Origin of the sequence: Microbacterium sp. CH12i, assembly GCF_000685355.1 — a bacterium.
Classification (GTDB): domain Bacteria; phylum Actinomycetota; class Actinomycetes; order Actinomycetales; family Microbacteriaceae; genus Microbacterium.
Genome location: NZ_JHET01000001.1, coordinates 50,561 through 74,377 on the forward strand (window position 1 = coordinate 50,561; position 23,817 = coordinate 74,377).

Consider the following 23,817-nt stretch of genomic DNA (forward strand, 5'->3'; position numbering starts at 1 on the left):
TCAATGCAGAACACGGAGGAACGGATCGAGCTCGCCCGTGCGGGTGCTCTCTCCTTCGCAAAGGACCAGGGGAGCTCCCCCACTGCGGCCGAGGCTTTCGCTGATGACTACGTGTGCGTTCTCGAGGACCGTGCTCATGAAGTGCGATATCCCGATCTGGCCGATCCGACGCCCGAGGAAGTGTGGTTCTCATGACGCAGTCTGCCGCTCAGAACGAAGACGATCTCCTGACGTTGATGTTCATGCTCTGCGGTGGAGCGGCGACGGGCATGTTCTCGTTCGGTGTGCTTTTCAACCCAGTGCGGGAATGGATGGTGCAATACCACCTGCTCGCCACCGACGATCAGGTGGTCATTCCGTTCGTCGACGGAATCGGTTTCGGATGGGCGCAGATCCTCGTTGCACTCGGCCTGGTCATCGCTCTCGTCGTGATGAGCGTCTGGTTCCGTCGACGCGCTCGCGAGCGTGTCTGATGTTGCTCGCAAACTACGAATAAAGAGAGGAGGATGAGCAAATGACCATCACGGTCTGGTGCAAGTGCTTTGTGGCAGCGGGAACTATTCGTTGGTTCTCAGTTGCGGTGTAACTCATGCCCGCGTCGGGAGGGAGACCGTCGCCGAGGTAAACGTTCCCGCGTTAATCGCGGTTGAATCGGTCGACGAAGGGGGTTCCCATGTTGACGATTAGTCCGCAGGGTCTGAATCTGAGCGACGATCAGGCATCTCGCTTGGATGCTGAGTTCTTTCGGTCATCGCCGCTCGAATACTTTGTGCCTCGTATTGAGCAGCTCCTATCGGCCGGTGACCAAGAGCCGCATCACGACGGCGAAGCCGTGCAATCTTTCCGGCGCCGTCTTGGCATTCCTCCAGAGGACCCTGACCCGCTTGAAACGAGCGATAGTGCTCGTGGACGTCAACGCGCGGTCGATGCGGTCTCGGTGCGTCACCATGCTGCCGAGACGCTCCTGCGCCTGCTTTATGCGCTGGCGGTTGCGGCGCCGCGGGAGGGCGACGCGACGTCAGTGTGGGTGGCCATCGCGGATAGTCCGATCTCGATGAAGGACGTGGCTGAGGCCGTCGCTGGGCGGCTGAATGCCGACGAACCTCCGTCTAGGTTCGTGCCATGAACCTGCAGGATGTCCTGGACCCCGGCAAAGCGCCGATCACGGCCGCGCTCTATGAGTCGCTCGAGGCTCGGCGATCAGAGATACGCCAGCTGCGCGCGGATGCTCGTGGGCAACTCGGCGAGGATCTCGACGCGTATCGTCGGGCGGTGCTGCTCGAGGCTGAGGTGGACGCGCTGTGGCATGTCCTCGATGCTGTGCTCGAGGCGGTCCATGCGGTTGAGACCGGCGACGGCTTCTCTGCTGTGCTTGTCGAGAACGACTGATTAGCTCCAGTCAGGGTGGTTAGCGCCCGAAGCGCGGTGCTCAGGTGTCGGCGGAGACTGCCAGGCTTGCCGCATGGTTGCGAGTAGAGGTTTGTCCCCGCTGGTGTCTTTGGCGACGTCGATGCATTCGCAGCCAGGTGTCTATGCCGTGCTGCTGGGTTCCGGTGTCTCGACCGGCGCCGGGCTGCTGACCGGCTGGGGTGTGGTGACGGAGCTCGTGGCTCGTGTCGCGGCTGCCTCGGCTCCGGGTGATGCCGATGCCGTTTCTGCTGCCCGGGCTGACCCTGAGTTGTGGTGGAGCGAGAACGGCGAGGGTGATTTGGGGTATTCGTCGTTGTTGGAGCAGCTGGCTCCGTCCGCGGCGGCTCGGCAAGGGTTGCTCGCGGGATTCTTCGAGCCCGGCTCAGATGACGAGACGCCGGTGCGGCAGCCGAGTAGGGCGCATCGCGCGATCGCGGAGTTGGTGCGCCGCGGGTCGGTGAAGGTCATCGTCACGACCAACTTCGACCGTCTGATGGAACAGGCCCTGGATGCGGTGGGGGTGTCTCCTCAGGTGATTTCACGGCCGGAAGCGGTCAACGGGATGGCGCCGCTGGCGCATTCGAACGCGACGGTCATCAAGCTGCATGGTGACTACCGGGATCTGGGGACCCGAAACACGCCGTCCGAGCTTTCGGACTATCCCGCGGAGTGGACGGGTCTGCTGGAGCAAGTGTTTGACGAGTACGGGCTGATCGTGTCGGGCTGGTCCGCGGACTGGGATGTCGCTCTGGTCGGCGCGTTGGAGCAGTCGACGTCGCGACGATATCCGCTGTATTGGGATCAGCGCAGCAGTCGCGGTGAGACGGCGAAGCGGTTGCTGGCGGGGCGTGGTGGGATCGTGCTTCCCGCGTCGAGCGCTGACGACCTGTTCGGCGAGCTGGTCGAGAGTCTGGAGGCGTTGGATCGGTTGTCGGCGCCGCCGTTGACGACGGCGATGGCGGTCGCGCGGCTGAAACGGTATCTGCCGGACCCAGTCAGGCGAATCGATCTGCACGACCTAGTGATGGGTGTCGTCGACGGTGTGGTCGACTCGATCGCCGCGCAGCCGGTGACCTCGGTGGACGGTGCGGAAGTCACCTGGCAGACGGTGGACGACGCGATCGACGCTCACGTCCGTTCGATGGATCAGCTCGCGCCGTTGCTGATCGAAGGAGTTCGGCATGACTCCGACGGGGTGCACGACCGCCTGTGGGTCGATGTGGTGCAGCGACTGGTCGATGCCGGTGCGGCGTTTCCGCCTCAGTTCAATCAGGCGCTGCGCTCGGTCCGGCTGATTCCGGCGTTGGTGGCCGTGGCGGTCATCTCGATCACGGCGACGCGACGAAATCGGGAGGGGCTGCTGCTCACGATCGCGACCGAGGTGGAGGGCCAGACCCACGCCGGGTTCGAGCAACGGGCGAATGCCGCGCAGCTTCTTCACTATCAGAGGTTCTTCTCGGACGATTGGGCGAAGAGTCTGCCGCGCTGGGCGGGCACGAACGGTTGGGTCTATCCGACGAGCCACTTGTTCACGACTGAGATCCGTCGCTTCTTCACGGATCTCATTCCGGATGAGGAAGAGTTCCTGGCGGCGTATCGCGGATTCGAGTATCGGATCGGGCTGATCCAGGAGTTCACGCCCGGGCATCACGCGATGAGCGGCGAGTATGTCGGCGAGTGGGCGTGGCGCGGTGAGGAACCGCAGGCCGAGTTGGCGTTGCGCAAGCAGGCCGAGCGCGGTCACGCGGCGCCCTGGGACTCGCTGTTGGACGGCAAGCTCACGCTCGATGAGGCGCTCATCGCCCAGCGCGCGATTTTGAAGCAATACCAGCGGTGGTGACGTCCCGCTGATCCCCGTTGGGGAGGGCTTAGTAGTGGTCGCGTTCCCAGGCGATGAACTCGCGGTCCTGGTCATCGATGCCGTAGTTGATACCGATTGATGTGAGCCATGCGGTGTTGAGACGGCTGAGGTCCGCGAGGATCGCGCGGAGCTCCGCCGTCTGCATGGGTTCGTCGACGGGGCGGAGTCGATGGAAGGTCAGGCTCCACGCGTCCCAGGATTCCTCGACGTAGTCGTTCCATCCCTCCGGCAGCGGGTCCGGCCGGTTGGGTCGCCGGGGAGTTTCGAGGCCGAGCTCGGCGGAGAGGTAGGCCAGGACGCGGACGAGGCCGTTGGCGGCGTCCATCGTCCGAAACGCGGCGGCATCGATGTTGTCGTGCCAGTGCTGTTTGGAGTAGTTCAGTTCCCGGCGCAGGTGAGCGATCGCATCGGTGAGGTGCTCGGCGTGTTTGAACGGAGAGGGCGCGTGCACGGCTGTGTATCGCTCGATGCGATGGTCCTCGATGTGTAACGCGAGGTGGGGGCGATGGGCATCGTCGGTCGGTGTCAGTCCCGTGACGTCCCGGTAGGAGGCGCTGTCCTCGCCGCGCAGAGCCAGCGCGGCATGCCCTGCCTCGTGGCGTGCGAGGTGCGCGGCGTTGCGGAGCGTGTGCTCCAGGAGCGCTTCCGGGCTGCCGACGCCTTCACGGGTGGCAACCAGGGTGTTCCCGGAGATCACGATGTCGAACGTGCCATCGTCTCGCGTCAGCGTGATCCCGCCGACGTGCCCGGCGCCGCGTGCGGTGGTGAACGGGTTGTCGGCGCCCCGGTTGGTGAGGGTGTCCACGGTGTGGCCCATGTTGCCGCTGATCGTGAGTCGCCAAAGCGTGTGGTCCCGGACTAGCTCGAGGACCCCATCGACGAGGGTTCGGGCAAGACCGCCATGGTTAAGCATGACGGTCAGAGCCCCGCGCGTGATCTCGTCTTCGTCCCCGTCGAAGTCGGCGAGGGAGATGTTGATCGAGGCCGTTGTGGGCGCATCCGTCATGGCCCGAGAGTAGCTGTTTGCCAGCGCTCCCCTAGGCTCTTGCGACGAGAGTCGAAGGGCGGGCGCATGCGTGGAGTGCGGAGGATGCTGCTGTGCGTGGTGATAGTTGTCGGCGCGCTTTCGTTCTCGGCCTGCGGGGCATCGGTTCCGTCGCCGCCCGCGACTGTTGGTGACGATTACCCCGATGGAGGGATCCCGGTCAACGTGACCTGGCCGTCGGACTGGCTCGAAGGATTTGTCGGTGAGTCTGAAGCCGCGGGCGGGCCAATCGTCGGTCTGCGCCTTGAGTATGTCGACGACAGATGGGTGTGGCGGATCCGCAGTCTCGACCCTGGACGAGACGTGCTGGGCGAGTCCATCACAGAACCGGACCGTGGTCGTGAGGCGCTGGTGGACGCAAGCACCCGCGTGTTGGTGGCAACGCACCACGTGACCTTGACCGATGCCGAACTGGCGGCGGTCGAAGTGAGTGCTTATGACGCCGCGCAACTATCAGGTGAGATCTATCCCAACCCACGGCTCGTTGAGCTCGAACTGCAGATGGTCGATGGTGAGCCGACCTGGAGAATCACAACGTATGACACCGAAACTCATGTCCAGTCGGTGATCAGCGTCAGTGCGCTCTGAGCCTGCAACTCAGCGCTGGGGTGGGATCACGAAGCCTTCGGGCAGCGCGTTATCGTGAACAACGCCGTTCTGGTCGCCGACGCTGAGGATGGTGTGTGCATCGAGGTTGAGCGTGTCGCCCACGAAGAGTGCGTCTCCGTCGCGCCGAACGTAGTTGGTCCAGTAGAGCCATTGCTCGCCGACGCAGAATCGGGCGCCGACCACCGAGATGGTGTCATTGTCTGCGACCGTGTATGCCACGGGGATGCCTTGATCATTCAAGATGGCTTCGCCCGCAGCATGGGTCATCGGGCCTCGGTCGAAGGGAACGGCGAGAGAGACTCCGCCGAGCTGCTCGACCTCGGTCTCATCCCCGATCGGATAGGCCGGAGTCGCTCCTTCGCAGGGACCGGGATCAGCGACGGGCTCGATGTCCGGCGAGAGTGTGGGGGCGGGCGTGGGGTTGGAAGTAGCCGAAGCGGTGGGGCGTGGGGTCTGAGCGTCCTCGATCGGCAGCGGCGCCGCGGTGCATGCCACCAGTGCGAAACCGACGGCAACGACAGCAGCGGTGCTGCTCAGCCCTCTCCAGTTCATTCGGAAAGTCTATGTGTCGTCTCGAGTGGCGCTCGGGAGGAGGTCACGCGTGATGGGTGAACGAGACCGGCTTGCCGGCTGCTTGAGCGTACGCAATCTCTCTGCTCGTGGACTCACCGATGTAACCGCCCGGGTTGACGACGAGAACGCGATCACTCAAATCGATCTTGCGTAGATGGAGCGCGTCGAGCACGGCTTTCTGCTCGTCTGAGATCACCTCGTCGGCTTCGCCCGGAGCGACGACGATGACACCCGCGAAGGTGAGATCGCTGTTCGCTGCACGCATCTCGGCAGCGAATCGGGCGGAGCCGCAGATGCAAACAATTTCTGGTCGGTCAAGCACCGGGCCAGTCTTTCATCGGGCGGCGGAGCACGGAGCGACCAGCGTCGTCTCTGGTGGTTGCCGCCGGCGAAGGCCTAGTCGAGCCGCAGTGCAGGATATTGCGAGTATGCGGCCGCCGCAACGACCTGCCATCGGGCCGCGACGTTGACGGAGATACCAGTGAGATCTGCAAGCGGCCCCACGGGCATTGTTGCGGCCAGGTTCACCAGCGCTGCTCCTCGCAGCGCGACGACGCTGCAGCCCAGCTTCTGCAGGTCGTTGACGAAGCTGCTGTAATCGGCGTGTGCGCGGCGCGGAGTTTGGAGGGGAAGAGCCAGTCGGACTGGGTGTCCCATCGGCGTGGCTCGTCCAGTTGCCGTCGGATCAGCGCCGGGAGCGGGTTGCGGAGCTGGAACGGGCTCCGGCCGATCTGGATGGTCATCCTCTCCCCGGTGTCATCGATCATCGAGCGGGTGAGTTTCGCAGTGGTGGAGCTTGGCCGGCCAGTCGTGCCCGCGATGAGTCCGCAGATGCGTGCGCGAAGCGGAATGCTCTCCTCGGTCTCAAACCGATTCATCCATTCGCGGTAGGTGTGCATCGGGTAGCTGGTTGAGGGATCAGCCCATTTGGCGGGAACTGGCGTGATGCGTGTCGCGTGCCCTGACTCCGCTGCCCAGCGCAAGAAGTTCCGCAGCGACTCTCGTTCCCGTGGGTGATCCTGAAGGTAGTAGTCGAGCACGCTTTGCGGGGCATCAAGCAGCGCGATGTTCTGCGCGTGCAGGTGAGCGAGAAAGCGCTGCGCTGACCTGCAGATTCCTCGAGCGCGATCGAATGTGCCGTCGGTGAGGCCGTTGCGTCGGATCATCAGCCGTGTGCGGGCGGTGACATCCCAACGGCAGAAAGGGTTGAGGAGCTGGGAGATCTCGTCAGACTGGCTCCGAAGGAAACGGTCCAGCCAGAGATTGAACCCCGCCCAGCCGTCATCTCGCGGAGAAAGCGCTCCGACGTCGACGAGGGCGTAGCGCAGCAGCGACGCGGCCTGAGTGACCAGGTGCGCGTCCAGCGCCTCATGGGTGAGTGCGATCTCTTCTCGCAGGATCTGGGCGAGGATCCCGGCGGAGGCGCTGCGCTTAGGCCAGAGGACCATTGATTTCGGCTCCGGATGGTGCACGAGCCGAACCCGTAGCGGTTCGAGCGCGACCCGACGTGCCGGGGTGCCGTCCGCGAACAGTTCGTTGACCGCCAAACGTGCGGCGCAGGGGTAGCACCGTTTCCCGTGTCGGATGCCCTCGGACCCGCATTCGACGCAGACGAATGAGGACACCCTGCCGGCGCAGCTCGAGCAGGCCAGTGTGCCGTCATCGGCGACGGAGGCGACCAGGGTCACCGTGTTGCAGCGCGGGCATGCCCGATGGTGTTGCGGATGATGGAGAAGCACTGATCGCAGGTCGCTCCGCCAGTGAATCTCACCTTCACCCGCTTCGTGAGTCCGCAGTGCACGCACGGCTCGACCTTGCCGGGTGCGCATTCCGGGCAAAGCGGTCCAGCGTCGGTGCGGGTGTGAACGAGTCGAACGTTGCCGCATGCCACGCACGGCTTCCTCGCGTCGTCCTGTCGCCGCCAGCAGGTGTTGCAGAAGCTCACCCCGCCACGACTGATGCTGATCGGCCGGACCTGACTGCATTCGTCGCAACGTCGCGTGTAGGTCTCCTTCGCGCAGTCGCGCACGCTCGGACGCCGTCATGGAGCGTTTGGACGAGGAGCTTCTCTTCGCCGCAGCGCGCGCATCGGGGCAGCTCGATGTTGTAGCCGAGCCCGCGGATCGTTCGGAGGAGGACTTGGACCTGTCGTGGCATCTGCGGGTCGGCATCGTCAGCGACGCGGGCTGTCGTGGTCCGGAGATACCTTGCTAGATGCGCCATCCCTTGCCCGGTCGGTGCAAGCTCGACGAGCAACTCAATGAGCGCCCGCTCACCAATCGTCACCCACGGGTCGCCCTGGGCGAGCAGGGAGTCGAGGGAGGCAGAGAGCGCGCGGCTGGTCCTGCCCGTCACTCCTTGCCGGGGCGCTTGATCTGCGCCGGGACGGGGCGCAGCGACCCGATGCCTGTCACCACGCCGCCGGCTGTCTTGACCTGCTTGACCGCGACTTCCTCGAACGTGATCAGGTCATTCGGTGTGCAGGCGAGGATCTCGCAGAGCGCGTCGAGAACCTCCATGTTCAGACGCTGCGGCGGGGACGTCACCAGGCGATAGACCTGCTCACGAGAGAGCGAGACCCCGCGCTCCGCGAGCAGCGGGACGAGCTCAGTGGTCTTGTAGAGGCCCTGCTCGGCCAGCCTGCGGCGGAGGTGCCATTCGAGTTTGCGGGTCATGCGATCGCTTCCTTTCCGAGCACGCGAGTCAGGGCTTCCTGGAAGATCCGGTTCTTGTAGTCATCGCTTACGGACGTGTAGATCGCGGTGGTCGATGAGTGGTGATGTCCGACTTGCTCTTGAACGAACCGTTCCGCGTAGCCGAATTCGATCAGGTGCGTGACGTAGGAATGCCGCAAGCTGTGCAGCGTCAGCGCGGGGTCAAGGCCGGCGCCAGTACGGATCTTCGCGAACCGCACGTCCACGTTCCGGGTTGTCATCCGGTCGTGGCGTTCGCTCAACCAGAGCGCGGCATGATTGCCGGGATCCAGACGTGGTCTGACAACCTCGACCCAGTGCTTGAGCCCCTCGGTCGCCCACGCGAACTCCGGGCAGGCCAGGACCGTGCGTCGCCGTGGAGGTGACCCCTTCATCGCCTTCCCGTAGCGGACCTGCACCTTGCCATACGGACCCCAGTCGGGCATGAACGGGTTGGGCCGCAGGTCGTTCAGGTCGACCATCACCGCTTCTCGCCGGCGCAACCCGAACGCGTAAACGGTCTTGAAGAACTGTGCGTCGCGTAGTGCCGGAAGGGCGCCCTTCTTCCGGCTGTCGAGCAAGTCGTGCGCGAGCTGATCGGCGTGAGCAAAGAACGCTTCCAGCTCGTCGTATCCGAATGGGCGACGGGTCGGCCGAGCCTCAAACTCAGCGAGATGCGCGAACGTGTTCCAGGGGTGACAGATCTGCGTAGGAACTTCCCCGAATCGCTCGAGGCAGATCTCGTGCCAGTCATAAGCCGGGTTGGACAGATAACCGCAGAAGCTCTTGATCGCGTGCTGATATCCGCGGATCGTCGAGTGCGCCAGAGGGCGTCGCCCCGACAACAGCGACGAGGTGTAGTCCTCGATGTCCTGCGGCTTCCACGTCCACGGATACTCGCCAGCAAAGTTCTGGAACCGTCGCACGCCCCACTCACGCACCTCAATCGTGGACGCGGCCAGGCCTCGTGATCTCATCGACACCGCGAAGCCCTGCAGCATGTCTTGAAAAGTCGTCCGGGCTGGGTCGAGCAGCGAAACCGGCGCAATCGCTGTAGGACGACCAGTCACGAGCGATTCCTGCTAGATGCATTAGAAGCAACAATCACGACACTGAAAGTATCACACTGCCACTAGGCGCATCGGATTGCGAGTTGTCTTGCCATAATCCGCTACGAGAAGTGCATGATCGCGAGAGCGATCATTTTGTCTATTCACCAGGGAAAATGAACAGCGAGCGCCTGCGGAGTCCGCCGCGTAGATGTGTTCCCGATCGGGAAGGCGCGCGACCGACGCCTCTGCGGTGCGTTTCAACCCCTCTCGGCCCGTCGCGGGACCGCAAGGATGGCAGGCAGGGAAACGCGACCGCGGGTGTGGCACCTAATGCAACAGTGCTTGCTTGTGTACACGAAGCCTTCGTGCGTTCAATGCGGTGCCACCTACCGCGCGCTGGACTCGAAGGGCATCGACTACGAAGTGCTCGATCTGTCGGAAGATCCCGCTGCGCTCGAGCGCGTGAAGTCACTCGGGTATCTGCAGGCTCCGGTTGTCGTCACAGACCAAAATCACTGGTCCGGTTTCCGGCCAGACAAGATCGACGAGCTCGCTGCCCGGCTGGGCTGAGTGACCGATGAAGAAATGAGGGACGCCCCGGATGGGGGCGCCCCTCATTTTGTGTCTGGGCTTGGAGTGCTGGTGCTGTAGAGCCGCAGGAGCGCATCGCGTAGATGCGGATTCCGTTCGAGAGATTGTTGCAGCGCACGAGGGTCAGGGGCCAGCGGAGACTTTTTGCCACCTGCGCGCACAATGCCGGCTCGAATGGCCCAATGGGCGAGCTCGTCGAGTTCGACGTCAATCGTCGCTGTGGCGATCACCGTCTGAGTCCAGGTGACCTTGTAGGCCGGCATGTTCCACCGCCTAGCTGTAGTTCCTCGGGAGGTTGTGAACGCGTGACATAGGGAAGACCTCCGGCAAGGATGTGGGTTACCACACTCGCATCTCTAAACCGGAGGTCTCCATGACACACGCTAATGCTCCGTTGACTCCTGAGGGGCGCCGGCGCCTTGCCCTGTTGATAACTCAGGATGGATGGTCGCTTCGCCGCGCTGCGGAACGGTTTCAGTGCTCGCCGGCGACAGCGAAACGGTGGGTGGATCGGTGTCGGGCTGGGCTGCCGCTGACGGACCGCAGCTCGAGGCCGCGGAGGTCACCGAGCCAGCTGCCACGCAAGACCGAGCGGCGCATCGTCGCGTTGCGGCTCACGCGCCGGTGGGGCCCGCACCGGATCGCGTATCACCTGGGGTTGCATCGCTCGACGGTCGGGCGTGTGCTGGCCCGATATGGCATGCCGAAGCTGACTCACGTCGATCAGGCCACCGGGCTGCCGGTGCGTAAGTCGACACCGAAACGATATGAGGTCGCTTCACCGGGCCAGCTGGTGCACGTGGACATCAAGAAGCAGGGCCGCATCCCCGACGGCGGGGGATGGCGGGTCCACGGCCGCGGATCCGCCCAGGACCGCGCTGCCGGCGTCGTCCGCGGCAAAGCCACCCGTGCCGGCGGGGCAGAATCCCGCGGCTACCGATACCTGCACCATGCCGTGGACGACAACTCACGTGTCGCGTACTCGGAGATCCTCGACGACGAGCGCAAGGAGACCGCGGCCGGGTTCTGGACTCGTGCGAACGCGTTCTTCGCCAGCCTCGGCGTGACCGTGACCGCGGTGATGACCGACAACGGCGCCTGCTACCGATCCCACGCGTTCGCTGCCGCGCTCGGCGAAACCATCAAGCACAAGTGGACCAGACCGTATCGGCCGCAGACCAACGGGAAAGTCGAGCGATTCAACCGGACCCTCGCCGTCGAGTGGGCATATGCGAGACCCTACGCCAGCGAATCCGAGCGAGCCGCCGCCTACGAGACCTGGCTCCATCACTACAATCACCACAGACCCCACACCGGCATCGGCGGCAAGACCCCCTCAGAACGCGTTCACAACCTCACGGGGAAGTACAGCTAGGCGGTGGATGGCTAGCCTCCCTCGAGGTACTCCTCGCTAACGTTTGCGCGCACATTGTCAGTGACCGAAATCTTGTGTGCATCACTGTGTGTACCTGGATCGGGTCCGACTCACGGGTCTGCGCTGTCGCGGGATCTGACCACAGAGGTCATTGGAGTCGATCGGATCTCGGTGGCTCCGGAAACTGATCCGGGTATGCCGGGCATAAGTCCCAGGGATCGAAGTCTCCCATCATTGGTACAGAACTCGCTCAGGTGATCGAATCGCGGGCCTCGCGGCCGCCGTCGCGGCGCTGAGCGACCAGCGCGTGACCATCCTGGACAGTGGGCTCGGGGTGAATCGCCGCCGCCTCCCCACCAAACCTTTCTCCGGCGGTCGCGTCCAGGCGGTCGGAGCGCCATCGCGATGCCCCTTCCATTGACGGAACCCCTGATGTCGGGCGAGGCCGTCGCGGTGGCTGCTAGGTCTCCTCGGTTCCTCGGGACCGCGCGGTGTCGGCTTCGTCGGGGAGTCTTTCGGACGGAATGACGACGACATCCTGGACCTTCCAATCCAGGGCGGAGAGGCTCTCGGAGACATCATTGATCTGATGGATCGAGACCCGGTGTTTGCGAGGCACGATGAAGGCTTCGACGTGAAAAACCTGCCCTTGATCACGCATCCGCACCGCGGCGTCGGCGATCCACGGCTGTGCGCGGAGATGTTCGACGATGTCGAGGGCGAGCGGATGAGGGCGTTTGTCATCGTAGGTGCGGGCGCGTTGGTCCATGAGGTCCACCACGGCGCTCTTCGCGTTGCGGAGACCATCCCAGATGATGCCGAGTGAGATGAAGAGCGCGGCGACGCCGTCGAGCCACCACAGGCCAATACCGACGCCGAGTACCCCGATGATGGATGCGGCGTTCGTCTGCCAGTCAGCCTTGGCCATGTCTGCGTCCGCATAGAGCAGCTTGTTGTGCAGTATTGGGGCGAGCTTCGACTTCGCGCGCCCATAGATGAAAGGCCCGACGACGATGATGGCCATCACCGCGACCATCAGCCATCCGAGCCAGATCGTGTGGCCGAAGAGATTAGTTGTGCCAATAGTGGGGTGCTCAGCCGCGACGAGGCCGGAGATAGCCTCGAAGGCGAGATTGAGCCCGACCGCGAGAAGCGCAACACCGGCGACGAGATGCCCGACGCCCATTGCCCGGTGCATCCCGTATGGGCGTTGGAGGCTCGGTTTCCGTCGGACGAAGATCAACGCGATGAGGAATGCGATCTGGGGAATGAGAGAGAACATGTCCTCGATCCACGCTGTCCGCATCGCTTGGGAATTTCCGACTACGAGCGCAACCACAGTGATCGTGATGGCGGTGTAGGCGATGGTGAGGTACTCCCATCGCACCGCTTTCTTCAATGCTCTCTGTTGCTCGGGCGGCAGTGTCGATCGTCCGAACTGGTGATACGCGCTCACGGCCCAACCTCTTCGTCTAGGAACGTCTCCAACTTCGTGAGGAACGCATTCTCACCGAGCGGGACGAGGAACACCAGGCTGCGCCCATCCGCGCCGTCGATTGCCGTGTATCCGCGTGTGATGCCGGCGCGATCAGACCATGGAGACTGGTCAGTAAACCCGCCAACCAGAAGGTCAAGGTCGCCAGCCTCTAGCATCCCGACCAGTGTCTCCTCACTGCCGACCGTCCACTCTGCGTTCGCGTCGATCGTCTCCGTGAACTCATCGACCAAATCCACCAACGGACCTGTTGGATCGGCGCTAGAAACGTCGACGAGTCCCGAATCAGGGGAGACCCCCACGCGCAACTCCCCGCTTGTGACGGTCGCAAGGGTGCCGTCAGGGTCGCTCGGCACGGACAGGCCGCACCCGACCAGACTGCCGACAAATGCCAGACATGTGAGGACGCCGACAGCCCTGCTGATCGGCGTGGAAGACACAGCAAGTTCTAGTCCCGCGGGCGTATTCGTGAGATTCACCTCTAGAGCATGCTGGACATTCTCGTCCCAGGCGAGATGGTTGACGAGAGGTTCACACCAGGCTAGGGATGAGCAGATATGTCGCAACCAGCGACTTCCTGCTCGCCGACTACTCCGAGACTTCGAGTATCTCGTCCACGAGCGTGATCCCGCCGGTGGAGTTTGCGGAGTGCATCAGGCCTTCAACCCATCGCTGGTTGAGCTGCGGCGACTCAGCGTCATCGAACGTAAACCGAAGGGGAATCGACGGGTGTAACCAGATCGTGGAGCGCCCAACTGGTTCGCCGCCAGCGTGACCAGCTGCGTGACATTTGCTCCGACCTCCACCACGGTGCCCATGGGTTCATGCCCGAGGATGTCGCCACGGTCGATGAACGGGCCCAGAAGCTCGTATAGATGCAAGTCAGAACCGCAAATCGCCGACGAGGTCACTTTGATGATCGCGTCCGTCGGAAGCTCAATGCTCGGGTCGTCCACCTCCTCTACAGTGACTTTCCGTTTACCTTGCCAGGTGAGTGCCTTCATTTCATACCCCATCTCGTCACGTGCGACTTTCGTGCGTTATAGCGGAGACTCCAACCGGGTTGACAAGTCATAAGTCGCAGCTTGGGGGCTCACCACTCGGCCGAGGATTCCGCTGTGAATCGTTTTGAGTACGGCACTGGTTCGGTCCTGCAATGGCGCGCCAGCGGCCGTCGACACGGGGTGCGCTGCACCCGCCCACCGGAACCGCCACTCCTTCATCTGCTGGTTCCCCATACATCGGCGGCCGAGTCGCGGCTTCACGCCCTTCAACACCAGCCCCTGCGCCAACGACTCCTGGCATGGCTGCGATACCAGGAATTCAACTCAAAGAACTGATCCCGAGTCTCGTCCTTACAGGCCTTGTCGCCCCGCCGATACTCCAACGTCAGCTTTCTCGTGACGGTCACATTGCGATCTCCGGCGGGAGTTCTTTTCACGTCTTTCCCGACCGTTATCCTTCCCGGGTCAGCGAGCGTAGCCTCGAGGGAGAAGAGGCTCCTGGCAGGTCGCTCCTCGGAGCAGCCGACCGGGAGCCTCTTCCGGTGTTACGGAACGTCTGGGAGGTCCGCGTCCTCGTCTTCCTCAGCAGGACTGGTGTCATCTGGTTCGGGCCGACTTTCGTCTGAGACAAGATCCGGATCCACGCCTTCCGCTGCGATCTGACCGTCTTCGTCCGGGTACGCCTGGGGATCTGACATCTCTGTCTCCTATCTGTGCGAGTTGGGTGTTTCCTCCGCTTAGGATCACAGGCTCGGGCCTGAGGGTCGTCCCCATTGACACGCGGGGGTCGCGGCGAGAGAATCACGCCGTCCAATGAGGTGCCCGCTCGCGTTAGTCGCATGCTTGAGCGCGTGTGAGCTCGCCGCCGATTGCAACTTCGACCTGAAGCCCGGCGTCGACGCCGATATGGGAGATGGCGATCAATGGCCCGGGCTGCGAGAGCAGATCTTGGCAGCCGACATCGTCGTGCTGTGCTCACCGACCTGGATGGGGCACAAGTCCAGCATTGCGCAGCGGGTTCTCGAACGACTGGATGCCGAACTGTCGGAGACGGATGACGCGGGGCGTCCGATCCTCGGCACGCAACGCCGTACACCTCGCGACGCTGCTGAAGGAACACCCCTACCCGGCACCCTGATCCATGCAGCGCGCCCAGCCAGCCAGCTGAGCTTGGTGTCTCCGAAGCCGTCTGGCAACTTTGCCGTTCGATACGCGGCCGAGGCCAGGTAGACAGACCGCGAACACCAATAACGGGATCGTCGTCAGGACACGTCGGGTGTTACTCGGCTTCCACGTCCGTCTCGTGATGCGGCGCTCCTACGGGCTTAGATTCGCTCGAACCCCGTTGACGCAGGTAGATAGCGAACGCGACCATCGCGCCGACGGCTAAGAACTCGGACTGCCAGTTCTGCAGCGTGCGATTCCAGAAGTCCGGTGACACGACGTACTCGATCCAAGTCTCAGACGCCACGCCGTGCTGTGCATTTTCCTCGTTCGCCACGACCACACCGCCCAGCGACTGCGCGAACCAGGACAGCACGAAGATCGTGCCCATCACCAACAACAGCGAGTTCGAGTACACCTTCTGACGCCAGCCGCCCACGCGTGCCCAGCGGGGCGACTCGGGAATCGCACTGGCGCCGACGAGTTGTTCCGCGTCTGTGCCGGTTCCCTCGTCTCCGGGCTTCTTCGATTCGGGCGACCCCCTCTGGATCAGCCAGATCGTCGCGAAGATGAAGAGGAAGAACTGCAGGAACTCGGACTGCCAGTTCTCCGCGACATCCACCAGGAACGCGGAGGACGTGATGAAGTCGACGTAAGATGTTGCCGCCTGCCCATGTCGCAGCAGTTCCTCGTTGTTGTTCGCGTGACCGACCAGTGACTGCCCGATCAGTGCCCCGACGAACAGGACGAGGAAGAACAGGCTGAGGCCGTGGTCCTTCCACATCCGGCGCATGTCAACGACCTGCCAGCGGCAGCACGATCATGATGACCAGGCCACCGGCGATCAGCGCCATCCACGTCCAGAACATGACGCGCATGCCAGCCGTCGCCCGCTTGTCGTTCATCATCGCAAGGCCCCGTTCAGCCCGAGGGGTTCTCGACAGGGCGACCCTTCTCGTCCGTCGTGTCAGGCTCGTCGGGGGCTCCGCCCGATGCCGTATCCGCCTCGACATCCCCATCGGGTGTCCCCTGGGTGTTGTGGCCTCGCTCGTCCGCATCCATGATCAGCTCTCCGCTCCGAAAAGGTGCACGCATTTCGCACACCTTCATTCAGCCGTACCGCGCGCTCATCTGTCCGGGGGTTGACAAACAGGTGGGGTTGCTGCCTCTGTACCGAGGCCGGACGCGGTGAGGCGCTTGCGAAAGTAGACCTCTTCGACTCCGTCACCCGTGTCCACGCGCTCCGTCTCGACATAGCCGCAGCTCTCGTAGAGACGAATGTTCGCCTCGCTGAGGCTACCTGTGAAAAGCTCTGCGTAGTGGGCGGAGGAGTTGCTCTCGGCGGCCGCGAGCAACGCGTGACCGATGCCGCTTCCCTGCTGGTCCGGTGCGATTGCGATTCGCCCGATCAGCAGCGCGTCCCCGCTCGTGCGAGCACGGAGGGCACCCACCAGTCTTCCGTCGATGCGTGCGACCCACCCGTCTGAGCCTGCGAGCTCCGCTTCGAGTTCGGCCAGCGTCTGCACCAGCGGAGGCATGTCGACGGTGCCGTAGATGAGCGCCTCCGACACGAAGGCGGCACGCTGCACGGTCAGGACCTCCCCCGCGTCGTGGGGCGTGATGTGAGAGAGCGAGAGCCCCGGCGAGAGCTGGTCGATGTGGTCACTCATTCCTGGAGGCTACAGCGAAGATCGGCCCGACCCCGCCCCCTTGACAACAGTCGTGATCGTGCACCCACTGCGCACCAAAACACCTATCCAATCGACGGCGACACCCGTGGGCTGGACCACCGTGCGATGTGCTGGCGATTGTGCTCGCCGTGTCAACCCCCTCGAATGAAGTAGCAACGACGCGTAGCGTGTGTCACTGGACAAAGGAGGACTCCCATGCCCGGTCGACGCGGCTCGAACAGTCTCAAGGATGCGGAACTCTACGAGGAGCTCCGCAGGGACGGGGACTCGAAGGAAAAGGCGGCGCGCATCTCGAACGCCGCGGCACGCGATGGTCGCAAAGTGGTCGGCCGACGCGGTGGCGAAGCCGGGGACTACGACGACTGGACGGTCGGCCATCTGCGTAAGAGGGCCAAGGAGCTCGGCATCACGGGGTACTCGGGCAAGCGCAAGGCCGAACTCATCTCGATGCTTCGCAATCATTGATTCGCGCACGCGGACAGATCGTCGACCGGCGCTGCTGCGGGAGGGTGAGAAGTAGCCCGCGTCGATCACGGTGCAGCACACCGTGACGGAGAAAGGACATGGACGCACCCGTCGGCGAGTGCACGTCAGTCTTCCGTGCGGAAACCAGCCGCTTTGTGCGTTGCGTCGCAGAACGGTTTGATTGCGGACAGCCCGCACCTGCACAGCGCGATTGTGCGGCGGCGGCGGCCGATGAGTTCCCCCTCGACAGTGCGCAGATCAACATCTCCGCGCAATATCAGCGGGCCATCCGGATACGGAGTGATCGTTGCGCGCTCTTCGCTCATGAGCTTGCACCTGTCCGCAAGGACGATTCGCCGTTGGACCAGGCGTGGAGAATGTGCGCCCCGGCCCAGCCGTCTACGCTCAGACATGCGGCCGCGCCGAACATGATGTCTTCGAGCAGGTCTGGTCTGTCCTCTGCGAGGGCGCCTGCGAGATCCCGGCCAGCGATCTGCTCATGCACAGCATCTGCCTCAACATGTTCGTCGAAGTAGTCCGTTACGTCGTCACCGAAACCGAGTCGGCGAAAGCCGTCGCCATACATTCGGTTGGGTACGGAGGATGTCATCTCGAATGCGGCGAGGTGCCCGACGATCGCTCCGATGAGGCGTCTGTTGATCCCGAACATCGACATCATGTTGTGCGAGGCGAGAGTAATTGCAGGAACGTCGTCGATGTAGGCACCATATGTGTCGTCCAGGCCCGCTCCGCGCATGGACGCGGCGAAGATCGTCGCGTGAACGCGATCGGCTCGACCACCGCCATATTCGTCTGCCTGAATTTCAACGAGCGCCGCTTTGGCGCGCCCGTGCAGACGGGGGATCGCCCACGAGTGGGGATCCGCTTCGTGCAAGGTATACAGAGAGCGCTGCACGAGGAACTCCCTCGCCTGCTCGGTTGTCGCCTTCTTGGCGAGATATCGCGACAGGCTGGGTCCGGAGTCAGATCCGGTCAGCGCAAATAGCGACCTCGAGACGGCATCGACCGCAGGCTCTGGCAGATCGGGCACTGGGATCCTGTCCCGAAGAGTGCGTTCAAAATGCTCTTCCAAGATTCCTCGAGTCGTGATCAGCTCCGCATCCCACTCGAGAGATGGAACGAACTGCTCAATCGATCCGTAGGCCGAGGCGTAAAGCGCAAACAGCGCGAGCTGAATGTCGTCATCCCAGACGACATCGGTAGTTTCGGCAACCGCGAGACGCGCCAACTCAATGTGCTCACGATCTGTCGATGAGCCGGTAAGGCGACGCAACACGCAACTGCTGAGCGGCCCGCGCTCACCGAACGCGAGACGGTTGGCCTCTGGGGCACTGGCGAGCTGTGACACGATTTATCTTCACTCCTTGGTCAACCAGAAGTTTGCCGTGGTTGACTTCGTACGTGAACGGCCTTGACCACAGTTGACTAAGCGGGTAGGTAAGTCGCTGTCGGACGCGTCTTGTGGGAACTCAGGTGGAGCCCTCAGCCCGGCAAATTGTTCGAACGAAATGTCAAGGGCATGTGAGAAGAGGCACTCGCGACGTTGACTGGCTCCATGACACCGCTGTGGAAGACTGACCGTACGACTCCCGAGGGCTCACCATTCAGCGCGGGAGCACGCCATGATGTGGTCATCGTCGGCGCGGGGCTCACGGGCCTGGCCACCGCCATGATGCTCACGCATAGGGGACTCGACGTCGCCGTGGTCGATGCCGGCGAAGTAGCAGAGCTTGCAACGGGTGCGAACACCGGTAAAGTCTCGCTCCTTCAGGGCCAACGATTGGCGGCAATTCGGCGACAGCATCCCGCCTCGCTCGTGCGCGCATACGTCGACGCCAACCGAGCCGGCATGGACTGGCTGACGACATTCGCCGATGCGTTCGGCGTCCCTTACACCCGGCGCACGGACCATTCTTATGCTCAGAGTCCCGAGGCCCTGGACGCGGTGCGAGCGCAACACGATGCGGCGCAGGAAGCGGGACTGCCGACACGGATGCTCACCGCCGCAGAGCTGTCGATGGCTCCGTTCCCGATTACGAGCGCCGTTGCGCTCGATGATCAGATGACCATCGACCCCGTGCTCGTCGCACGCACGCTGGCCGAAGCACTGCTCGCGGCGGGCGGAACGTTGCACACCGGCATCCGCGTGACCGGCGCGCATGCGCTGCCCGAACCGCGCGTCGACACTCCCTCCGGGCCGCTGTTCGCCAAGCACATCGTGCTCGCAACCGGAACGCCGATCATCGACCGCGGTCTCTACTTCGCGAAGGTTCGCGGGCTGCGCTCGTACTGCGTTTCATTCCGGGTACCTGACGACGTGGTCGAGCAGACGTTCATCTCCGTCGACGAGCCGACGCGCTCGATCCGTCCTGTATCGGACGCCGATGGGCCGCGTAGCGAAGCACAGCTCATCGTGGGCGGTAATGGCCATCCGGTCGGGCGCTCCGACGGCGAGACTGCGGCGATCGTTGATCTCATCTCGTGGACTCAGAAGCACTTTCCCGGAGCTGAGGAAAGCCACCGTTGGTCAGCGCAAGACTACGAATCGCACAATCTGATCCCGTTCGTCGGTGCTCTGCCTCGAGGGCTGGGACGCATCCGCTTCGCGACCGGCTACGCCAAGTGGGGTCTGTCAAACGCTCCTGCCGCCGCTCTGCGCCTGACCGCAGAGATACTTGGCACCAGCCGGGCTGCTCGGCCGAAGTGGATGACCACGATCGGCACCCGACTGACGGTGCCCTCCGACATCGGACGAGGGGCTGCCGAGAGCGGCCACGTCGCCGCTGAGCTCGCGTCTGGATGGGCCGGTGCTGAGAGCCGAGCAGTCCCCGTCGCTCGACCGAGCGAAGGCGACGCTGTCGTCGCCAACAGGGCCGGGCGTCCGGTCGGCATCTCCACTGTCGGCGGGGTCACCCGCGGCGTCAGCGCGGTATGCACCCACCTCGGTGGGGTGCTCGATTGGAACGACGCCGAATGCACCTGGGACTGTCCGCTGCATGCCTCACGCTTCGCTCCCGACGGCACCCGCATCGAAGGTCCTGCGCTGCGGGATCTGAAGAATCTACAGTGATCATCGCGGCGCGGGCGGCGTATCCCACCCCTGTTGGGGCGTCTCGCAGTTCTCGCGAAACACATATTGAGAGATAACTCTGCGCTGACTGCTCGACCAGTCGATCGCCGGTCGCCGCTGGTCCGTGGGCAGGTAACCCAGCCGGTACACCGCCATCAGCTCGAGGCCGTCGGGAACATGCAGCAGGCGGACGATCTCATCCCAGCGGTCAGGGGTCTCCATCGGAAAGGAGACGAACTGGATGCCCATGCCGAGCTCGACCGTGGTGAGCCAGATATTCTCCATCGCAGCGCCCATGCTGAAGACCGAGTAGAACGATGACAGCTGCCCCGGTCGGTACTCGCTGCGATCGAGCATCACGCCCAGTAGCAGCGGAGAGCCCGCGACGAGCTTGCGATTCTCGGAGCCGAGAGTCTTCGGTACGCCGAACGCGTTCATGAGCGTCTGACCGCGTTTGGTGAAGACCTGACTCGTAAAAGGGCGAAGCGGCGCGGGCAGTTTGTCAAAAAGCATCCCGCTGCGCTTCTCATCCATTTCTGCCTGGCTGAAGCGGAAGTATGGCTTGTACCGCTCGAAGAACGTACCGTTCGACATCGTCTCGGTCATGCTCTCGCCAGAGATCCGGGCGATCTCATCGATCGTCTCAGGGCTCTCGACTACGACGAATCGCCAGGGCTGGCTGTTCAACTGGGACGGGGCGCGCCCTGCCGCTTCCAAGAGGGTCTGCTGGTGCTCCGCAGAAACCGGGTCCGGGAGGAATGCCCCGTTGGTGGTCTTTCGGCGTCGGATCGCGTCGAGCAGTTCCAAGGAGTCACTTCCGGTCTGCGATTTGCCGCGAGCAGATGAGGCCCGCGACGACGAAGGGTGCGGCGGCAAGTGCGACGAGCGGATGCCGGGAGCCGCGAGTGCCAGCCCACGGGATCAGGGCGAGCGGCACCGACGCGGGGACCAGGGCAAGCGCGGCTCGACGGCCCTGCTGCCCGCCCCAGCATCCGGCGCTGACGGCGACCGCCGTGCTCGTACACGTTGCGATGTACAGCGCATGATGCAACCACCTGAAGCCGCTGGTGTCGACGAGCTTCACCGCGACGGCTGCCCCTAGAGTGCAGTTCGCGCCATAGCTCATTGCCAACACCATGAACACCGTCGCAGTGCTCATGGTGTTCCTCCTGATACGAGTGTGTCGTGCTCTCCAGCGTGACGTCATCTACGAGGACCCGTGGCTGAGCCGAACGCGACGGGTCAGAGTTCGACGGTGTTACTCTCCCCAGGCCGTGCCGGTTCGTCGCTGATCATGCCCTTTACGACTTCCACCACGGTCGCGGGGAGGCCGGGAGAGTCCCAATATTCGCCGGTGTCTGGGTCTACCTTCAATAGGACGATATCCGAGTCCTCAGGTTGAGATTCGCCGAAAAATGCCTCGGTGATTTTGCTCCAGTACCTCTTCTTGCGCTCGACGTCGTGCATCACGGTTGCGGTGCCCGTGATGGACGCCCAGAAGCCTTTCTCCGCGACGGTGACGTTGACTGGTCGTCCTTCGGCCACCTCTTCCACCTTCGGCGTGGTGACGCGAGTGATAAACCAGATGGAGTGGTCGTCTTCGATCTCCTGGATGGCCATGGGCCGGCTGACGATCCGTCCGTCAGGGGCAGCGGTGGTCAGCATGCACACACCCGCCTTCTCGGCCTTCTCCAGCAGTGTCTTTACAGGATCTTCGGCATTCATTCTGTACTCCTTCAGTATCCGATTTGTGTAGGCCGGTCGATCACCGGCTTCCTTCCCCGGCATATCATGTTGTCGCTGAGAACGAGTTAACTCATCTGGGCACCGTCGTGCGAGTGCCTTGACAAAACGAAATCTCGGTGTGCTCCATCACGGCTGGCCGAGTGTTGCGCCTGGGCACGACGAGACATCGGTGCAACTGCCAGATGACGCCGGGGGCCGTCCGATGAATACAGGCGCGTGTCAACCCCGCTTCTCTCCGTCGTTGGAACGTTGACGTTTCGGCAGACCATGAGCGGAGAGATATGGAATGTCAACCCCCCTGATGCAGAAGTCAGATTGGAGCAAAGTCATCTCCAGGAGGGTGATCAAAATGCTAACGACCGTCGCAGACCACGTGGATGTCGAAGAGACGCACCGTGTAATGACGAAGAACCGCGCTCTCGGCGAAGGAAAGGCACTATGACCATGACGAATCCGGAGGCGCCGAAACCGGCATCCGTCTGGGAAGTTCTGCCCTTGGGGCGTAGCGCTTGGCGTATTTGCGAACGCGTGCGCGCCGAGTCCGACGTTTCACGTCTTGTCGCGTACATCGACAGCACCGCGACGGGATCTCTCGACGTCTTGTGGTTGCGCAGTCCCTGCCCGACGCGGACGAGATACCGGAATTTGGACGAAGTCCTTGCTGACCTGGATGCGGCAATCATTGCGCCTGCGCCTGCGCCTGCGCCTGCGCCACCGCACGCCGTTCGGCCAGGAGCTTCGAATGGTTAGATTCGGTATCGAAGAAGAGTTCATGCTTCTTGACCACCGTGCACTTGCGCCGATTCCGGACGGGAGTTCCATACGGAGCGCGCTGAAGCATAACTTGGCCCAATCGGTTCTCGAAGGCTCACCAGTAGGTGGAGTGATTTCTCCCGAGTTCCTCGACTGCCAGATGGAGTTTTCAACGTCACCTTCGGAATCACTCTTCTCGGCGGGGACTGAGCTCGCTGGCTTCCGCAACAATCTGGGCAACTTCGCTAGACAGATAAATCTGGTCGCCGGTTGCGTGGGGACACCCTACGGATCCGCACGCAGTTCCTCCGTGACGCCTGACATCCGCTACGACACGATAGCCAACTTGATGGGGGGTCTCACCGGCGAGCATTTTGTGAATGGGTTACACGTTCACACGGAGGTGCGTGATCCAGAAGATCGCGTGCGAGCTCTGAATGCGGTAAGGCCATGGCTTCCAGTACTACTCGCACTCACGGCGAACTCTCCTTTTTGGCGCAGGCAAGATTCCGGGTTTGCGAGCTGGCGGAGTATTCAACTTCGCCGTTTGGCGACGATGTGGTGTCCACCAATTTTCCATGACTTCGAGGATTACCAGCATCGAATCGATCGCCTTGTCCAGATGGACGCCGCTGTCGATCGTGGCACGATTTCATGGGCAGCGCGCTTGTCGGAGAACTACAACACGGTCGAGGTAAGACTGTTCGATGCCCAGCTGCAAGTGAAGGACACCCTCTTCGCCGCAGCTCTGACACGAGCCATAATCATTGACCAGCCTTCGACAGTTCCGCTTGGCGCGGAAGAGATCGACGCGTCGCTGTGGATGGCCGCCCGAAAAGGCATGCACTCTCACTTGGTAGATCCGATTACAGGAGATGTCATAGACGCGTGGGCCATTGCGGAACGGTTGCTCAGCACGCTCGCCAACAGCCTCACTGCACACCAAGACGATGCTTTCGTCGAGGAGCGAGCCGCTTTCGTTCGCGAATCAGGAACCGGCGCTGACAGGCAACGAGATGCCAGATCTCGACATGGTTTCGCTGGCCTTCGCGCTCTTATAGGACGTGGCACAACGGTTGAATTCTGAAGAACAGAATAACCGGTAATTTTCTCCTAGCGATTGGCAAGAGAACCTTCTCTTCTTGCCTAAGAGTGGATGTAACGCCTCCAGTTGCCGCTTCTTCTGAGCTGGCCGCCAC

General features: G+C 62.9%; 33 protein-coding genes and 1 pseudogene. 12 read left to right on the plus strand and 22 right to left on the minus strand.

Annotated features, from left to right (window positions below):
- Positions 1-3 precede the first annotated feature (3 nt).
- The 5 genes from DC31_RS00300 to DC31_RS00320 all read left to right on the plus strand — a co-directional run bounded on the left by DC31_RS00300 (position 4) and on the right by DC31_RS00320 (position 3,250).
- The gene (locus DC31_RS00300) at positions 4-195 is read left to right on the plus strand and encodes a hypothetical protein (RefSeq protein WP_036275718.1); all 192 of its coding nucleotides are present in this window, start codon (positions 4-6) and stop codon (positions 193-195) included.
- A complete protein-coding gene (locus DC31_RS00305; RefSeq protein WP_036275721.1) occupies positions 192-473 on the plus strand; it encodes a hypothetical protein in 282 nt (93 codons plus the stop codon). The genes DC31_RS00300 and DC31_RS00305 overlap by 4 nt, the downstream gene beginning before the upstream one ends.
- A 200-nt stretch (positions 474-673) precedes the next feature.
- Positions 674-1,126 (plus strand): hypothetical protein, encoded by a 453-nt coding sequence (locus DC31_RS00310; RefSeq protein ID WP_036275722.1) that lies wholly within the window; start codon positions 674-676, stop codon positions 1,124-1,126.
- Positions 1,123-1,389, plus strand: coding sequence for a hypothetical protein (locus DC31_RS00315; RefSeq protein WP_036275723.1), 267 nt, complete (start codon positions 1,123-1,125; stop codon positions 1,387-1,389). Before DC31_RS00310 ends, DC31_RS00315 begins: the two co-directional genes overlap by 4 nt.
- Before the next feature lie 121 nt (positions 1,390-1,510).
- Complete coding sequence (locus tag DC31_RS00320; RefSeq protein ID WP_051606264.1) at positions 1,511-3,250, plus strand: SIR2 family protein; 1,740 nt, start codon at positions 1,511-1,513, stop codon at positions 3,248-3,250.
- A gap of 28 nt (positions 3,251-3,278) precedes the next feature.
- On the opposite strand, the gene DC31_RS00325 is transcribed toward DC31_RS00320, so the two are convergent.
- Entirely contained in the window at positions 3,279-4,277 is a 999-nt protein-coding gene (locus tag DC31_RS00325) for a hypothetical protein (RefSeq protein ID WP_036275724.1), read from the minus strand.
- Between the two features lie 96 nt (positions 4,278-4,373).
- Between DC31_RS00325 and DC31_RS00330 the strand changes: the two genes are divergently transcribed.
- The gene (locus tag DC31_RS00330; RefSeq protein WP_152545293.1) at positions 4,374-4,904 is read left to right on the plus strand and encodes a hypothetical protein; all 531 of its coding nucleotides are present in this window, start codon (positions 4,374-4,376) and stop codon (positions 4,902-4,904) included.
- A gap of 9 nt (positions 4,905-4,913) precedes the next feature.
- Here the strand turns inward: DC31_RS00330 and DC31_RS00335 are convergent, their stop codons facing one another.
- From DC31_RS00335 to DC31_RS00360, 7 genes are all read right to left on the minus strand, one after another.
- On the minus strand, positions 4,914-5,477 hold the full coding sequence (locus DC31_RS00335; protein WP_036275730.1) for a hypothetical protein: 564 nt from the start codon (positions 5,475-5,477) through the stop codon (positions 4,914-4,916).
- Positions 5,478-5,520: 43 nt separating this feature from the next.
- Positions 5,521-5,763: a hypothetical protein gene (locus DC31_RS00340; RefSeq protein ID WP_235201241.1), complete on the minus strand. Its 243-nt coding sequence runs from the start codon at positions 5,761-5,763 to the stop codon at positions 5,521-5,523.
- 131 nt (positions 5,764-5,894) lie between these two features.
- A complete protein-coding gene (locus tag DC31_RS19795; protein WP_268748194.1) occupies positions 5,895-6,026 on the minus strand; it encodes a hypothetical protein in 132 nt (43 codons plus the stop codon).
- Positions 6,023-6,946: a hypothetical protein gene (locus DC31_RS17930; protein WP_152545294.1), complete on the minus strand. Its 924-nt coding sequence runs from the start codon at positions 6,944-6,946 to the stop codon at positions 6,023-6,025. The genes DC31_RS19795 and DC31_RS17930 overlap by 4 nt, the downstream gene beginning before the upstream one ends.
- Before the next feature lie 493 nt (positions 6,947-7,439).
- Entirely contained in the window at positions 7,440-7,853 is a 414-nt protein-coding gene (locus DC31_RS20390; protein ID WP_081813646.1) for a DNA repair protein RecO C-terminal domain-containing protein, read from the minus strand.
- A complete protein-coding gene (locus tag DC31_RS00355) occupies positions 7,850-8,173 on the minus strand; it encodes a helix-turn-helix domain-containing protein (RefSeq protein WP_036275737.1) in 324 nt (107 codons plus the stop codon). The genes DC31_RS20390 and DC31_RS00355 overlap by 4 nt, the downstream gene beginning before the upstream one ends.
- Entirely contained in the window at positions 8,170-9,261 is a 1,092-nt protein-coding gene (locus DC31_RS00360) for a tyrosine-type recombinase/integrase (protein ID WP_235201242.1), read from the minus strand. The genes DC31_RS00355 and DC31_RS00360 overlap by 4 nt, the downstream gene beginning before the upstream one ends.
- 324 nt (positions 9,262-9,585) lie before the next feature.
- Here DC31_RS00360 and nrdH point away from each other — a divergent pair, with 324 nt between their 5' ends.
- Positions 9,586-9,813 (plus strand): glutaredoxin-like protein NrdH, encoded by a 228-nt coding sequence (nrdH, locus tag DC31_RS00365; protein WP_235201243.1) that lies wholly within the window; start codon positions 9,586-9,588, stop codon positions 9,811-9,813.
- A gap of 44 nt (positions 9,814-9,857) precedes the next feature.
- On the opposite strand, the gene DC31_RS00370 is transcribed toward nrdH, so the two are convergent.
- Positions 9,858-10,097, minus strand: coding sequence for a hypothetical protein (locus tag DC31_RS00370; RefSeq protein WP_036275749.1), 240 nt, complete (start codon positions 10,095-10,097; stop codon positions 9,858-9,860).
- A gap of 110 nt (positions 10,098-10,207) precedes the next feature.
- Here DC31_RS00370 and DC31_RS00375 point away from each other — a divergent pair, with 110 nt between their 5' ends.
- On the plus strand, positions 10,208-11,209 hold the full coding sequence (locus DC31_RS00375) for an IS481 family transposase (protein ID WP_081813647.1): 1,002 nt from the start codon (positions 10,208-10,210) through the stop codon (positions 11,207-11,209).
- A 460-nt stretch (positions 11,210-11,669) separates the two neighbouring features.
- Here DC31_RS00375 and DC31_RS00380 read toward each other — a convergent pair whose 3' ends face one another.
- From DC31_RS00380 to DC31_RS18325, 5 genes and pseudogenes are all read right to left on the minus strand, one after another.
- On the minus strand, positions 11,670-12,665 hold the full coding sequence (locus DC31_RS00380) for a cation diffusion facilitator family transporter (RefSeq protein ID WP_036275755.1): 996 nt from the start codon (positions 12,663-12,665) through the stop codon (positions 11,670-11,672).
- On the minus strand, positions 12,662-13,183 hold the full coding sequence (locus DC31_RS17940; RefSeq protein WP_235201244.1) for a hypothetical protein: 522 nt from the start codon (positions 13,181-13,183) through the stop codon (positions 12,662-12,664). Before DC31_RS17940 ends, DC31_RS00380 begins: the two co-directional genes overlap by 4 nt.
- Before the next feature lie 109 nt (positions 13,184-13,292).
- Entirely contained in the window at positions 13,293-13,445 is a 153-nt protein-coding gene (locus DC31_RS20395; protein WP_442921829.1) for a DUF7882 family protein, read from the minus strand.
- A gap of 35 nt (positions 13,446-13,480) precedes the next feature.
- Positions 13,481-13,708, minus strand: a pseudogene (locus DC31_RS17335) (alcohol dehydrogenase catalytic domain-containing protein); the annotation flags it as partial.
- 545 nt (positions 13,709-14,253) lie between these two features.
- Complete coding sequence (locus DC31_RS18325; RefSeq protein ID WP_160173184.1) at positions 14,254-14,406, minus strand: hypothetical protein; 153 nt, start codon at positions 14,404-14,406, stop codon at positions 14,254-14,256.
- 145 nt (positions 14,407-14,551) lie between these two features.
- Between DC31_RS18325 and DC31_RS20400 the strand changes: the two genes are divergently transcribed.
- A complete protein-coding gene (locus tag DC31_RS20400) occupies positions 14,552-14,938 on the plus strand; it encodes a hypothetical protein (protein WP_442921832.1) in 387 nt (128 codons plus the stop codon).
- A 49-nt stretch (positions 14,939-14,987) separates the two neighbouring features.
- On the opposite strand, the gene DC31_RS00405 is transcribed toward DC31_RS20400, so the two are convergent.
- The 3 genes from DC31_RS00405 to DC31_RS00415 form a co-directional block, all read right to left on the minus strand.
- Positions 14,988-15,665 carry a DUF6766 family protein gene (locus DC31_RS00405; RefSeq protein ID WP_036275761.1) on the minus strand — a complete coding sequence of 226 codons (678 nt, stop codon included), beginning with the start codon at positions 15,663-15,665 and terminating at the stop codon, positions 14,988-14,990.
- A gap of 128 nt (positions 15,666-15,793) precedes the next feature.
- Positions 15,794-15,967 (minus strand): hypothetical protein, encoded by a 174-nt coding sequence (locus DC31_RS18330; RefSeq protein WP_160173185.1) that lies wholly within the window; start codon positions 15,965-15,967, stop codon positions 15,794-15,796.
- A 32-nt stretch (positions 15,968-15,999) separates the two neighbouring features.
- Complete coding sequence (locus DC31_RS00415; RefSeq protein WP_051606265.1) at positions 16,000-16,542, minus strand: GNAT family N-acetyltransferase; 543 nt, start codon at positions 16,540-16,542, stop codon at positions 16,000-16,002.
- Between the two features lie 216 nt (positions 16,543-16,758).
- On the opposite strand from DC31_RS00415, the gene DC31_RS00420 reads away from it, so the two are divergent.
- On the plus strand, positions 16,759-17,028 hold the full coding sequence (locus DC31_RS00420; protein WP_036275766.1) for a DUF7218 family protein: 270 nt from the start codon (positions 16,759-16,761) through the stop codon (positions 17,026-17,028).
- Between the two features lie 125 nt (positions 17,029-17,153).
- On the opposite strand, the gene DC31_RS00425 is transcribed toward DC31_RS00420, so the two are convergent.
- Both DC31_RS00425 and DC31_RS00430 read right to left on the minus strand, forming a co-directional pair.
- Complete coding sequence (locus DC31_RS00425) at positions 17,154-17,354, minus strand: CDGSH iron-sulfur domain-containing protein (protein ID WP_036275771.1); 201 nt, start codon at positions 17,352-17,354, stop codon at positions 17,154-17,156.
- Positions 17,351-18,400 carry an iron-containing redox enzyme family protein gene (locus DC31_RS00430; RefSeq protein WP_442921830.1) on the minus strand — a complete coding sequence of 350 codons (1,050 nt, stop codon included), beginning with the start codon at positions 18,398-18,400 and terminating at the stop codon, positions 17,351-17,353. Before DC31_RS00430 ends, DC31_RS00425 begins: the two co-directional genes overlap by 4 nt.
- Before the next feature lie 204 nt (positions 18,401-18,604).
- Here DC31_RS00430 and DC31_RS00435 point away from each other — a divergent pair, with 204 nt between their 5' ends.
- Positions 18,605-20,119 carry an FAD-dependent oxidoreductase gene (locus DC31_RS00435; RefSeq protein WP_036275777.1) on the plus strand — a complete coding sequence of 505 codons (1,515 nt, stop codon included), beginning with the start codon at positions 18,605-18,607 and terminating at the stop codon, positions 20,117-20,119.
- Here DC31_RS00435 and DC31_RS00440 read toward each other — a convergent pair whose 3' ends face one another.
- The 3 genes from DC31_RS00440 to DC31_RS00450 form a co-directional block, all read right to left on the minus strand.
- Complete coding sequence (locus tag DC31_RS00440; RefSeq protein WP_036275778.1) at positions 20,120-20,926, minus strand: nitroreductase family protein; 807 nt, start codon at positions 20,924-20,926, stop codon at positions 20,120-20,122.
- Positions 20,927-20,930: 4 nt separating this feature from the next.
- Entirely contained in the window at positions 20,931-21,278 is a 348-nt protein-coding gene (locus tag DC31_RS00445) for a hypothetical protein (protein ID WP_036275781.1), read from the minus strand.
- Between the two features lie 83 nt (positions 21,279-21,361).
- Entirely contained in the window at positions 21,362-21,844 is a 483-nt protein-coding gene (locus tag DC31_RS00450; RefSeq protein ID WP_036275782.1) for a pyridoxamine 5'-phosphate oxidase family protein, read from the minus strand.
- Between the two features lie 679 nt (positions 21,845-22,523).
- Here DC31_RS00450 and DC31_RS17340 point away from each other — a divergent pair.
- On the plus strand, positions 22,524-23,705 hold the full coding sequence (locus DC31_RS17340; protein ID WP_152545296.1) for a carboxylate-amine ligase: 1,182 nt from the start codon (positions 22,524-22,526) through the stop codon (positions 23,703-23,705).
- The last annotated feature ends 112 nt before the right edge of the window (positions 23,706-23,817 follow it).

Bases quoted from the DNA above. Each gene is read 5' to 3' on its own strand.
- DC31_RS00435 (WP_036275777.1), top strand. From the start codon at position 18,605: ATGACACCGCTGTGGAAGACTGACCGTACGACTCCCGAGGGCTCACCA.
- DC31_RS00325 (WP_036275724.1), bottom strand. From the start codon at position 4,277: ATGACGGATGCGCCCACAACGGCCTCGATCAACATCTCCCTCGCCGAC.
- DC31_RS00340 (WP_235201241.1), bottom strand. From the start codon at position 5,763: ATGCGTGCAGCGAACAGCGATCTCACCTTCGCGGGTGTCATCGTCGTC.
- DC31_RS18330 (WP_160173185.1), bottom strand. From the start codon at position 15,967: ATGCGTGCACCTTTTCGGAGCGGAGAGCTGATCATGGATGCGGACGAG.
- DC31_RS00405 (WP_036275761.1), bottom strand. From the start codon at position 15,665: ATGCGCCGGATGTGGAAGGACCACGGCCTCAGCCTGTTCTTCCTCGTC.
- DC31_RS00320 (WP_051606264.1), top strand. From the start codon at position 1,511: ATGCATTCGCAGCCAGGTGTCTATGCCGTGCTGCTGGGTTCCGGTGTC.
- DC31_RS00335 (WP_036275730.1), bottom strand. From the start codon at position 5,477: ATGAACTGGAGAGGGCTGAGCAGCACCGCTGCTGTCGTTGCCGTCGGT.
- DC31_RS00445 (WP_036275781.1), bottom strand. From the start codon at position 21,278: ATGAGCACTGCGACGGTGTTCATGGTGTTGGCAATGAGCTATGGCGCG.
- DC31_RS00300 (WP_036275718.1), top strand. From the start codon at position 4: ATGCAGAACACGGAGGAACGGATCGAGCTCGCCCGTGCGGGTGCTCTC.
- DC31_RS00415 (WP_051606265.1), bottom strand. From the start codon at position 16,542: ATGAGTGACCACATCGACCAGCTCTCGCCGGGGCTCTCGCTCTCTCAC.
- DC31_RS00450 (WP_036275782.1), bottom strand. From the start codon at position 21,844: ATGAATGCCGAAGATCCTGTAAAGACACTGCTGGAGAAGGCCGAGAAG.
- DC31_RS00355 (WP_036275737.1), bottom strand. From the start codon at position 8,173: ATGACCCGCAAACTCGAATGGCACCTCCGCCGCAGGCTGGCCGAGCAG.
- DC31_RS00375 (WP_081813647.1), top strand. From the start codon at position 10,208: ATGACACACGCTAATGCTCCGTTGACTCCTGAGGGGCGCCGGCGCCTT.
- DC31_RS00420 (WP_036275766.1), top strand. From the start codon at position 16,759: ATGCCCGGTCGACGCGGCTCGAACAGTCTCAAGGATGCGGAACTCTAC.
- DC31_RS00315 (WP_036275723.1), top strand. From the start codon at position 1,123: ATGAACCTGCAGGATGTCCTGGACCCCGGCAAAGCGCCGATCACGGCC.
- DC31_RS00305 (WP_036275721.1), top strand. From the start codon at position 192: ATGACGCAGTCTGCCGCTCAGAACGAAGACGATCTCCTGACGTTGATG.
- DC31_RS17930 (WP_152545294.1), bottom strand. From the start codon at position 6,946: ATGGTCCTCTGGCCTAAGCGCAGCGCCTCCGCCGGGATCCTCGCCCAG.
- DC31_RS18325 (WP_160173184.1), bottom strand. From the start codon at position 14,406: ATGTCAGATCCCCAGGCGTACCCGGACGAAGACGGTCAGATCGCAGCG.
- DC31_RS00425 (WP_036275771.1), bottom strand. From the start codon at position 17,354: ATGAGCGAAGAGCGCGCAACGATCACTCCGTATCCGGATGGCCCGCTG.
- DC31_RS00310 (WP_036275722.1), top strand. From the start codon at position 674: ATGTTGACGATTAGTCCGCAGGGTCTGAATCTGAGCGACGATCAGGCA.
- DC31_RS00370 (WP_036275749.1), bottom strand. From the start codon at position 10,097: ATGCCGGCCTACAAGGTCACCTGGACTCAGACGGTGATCGCCACAGCG.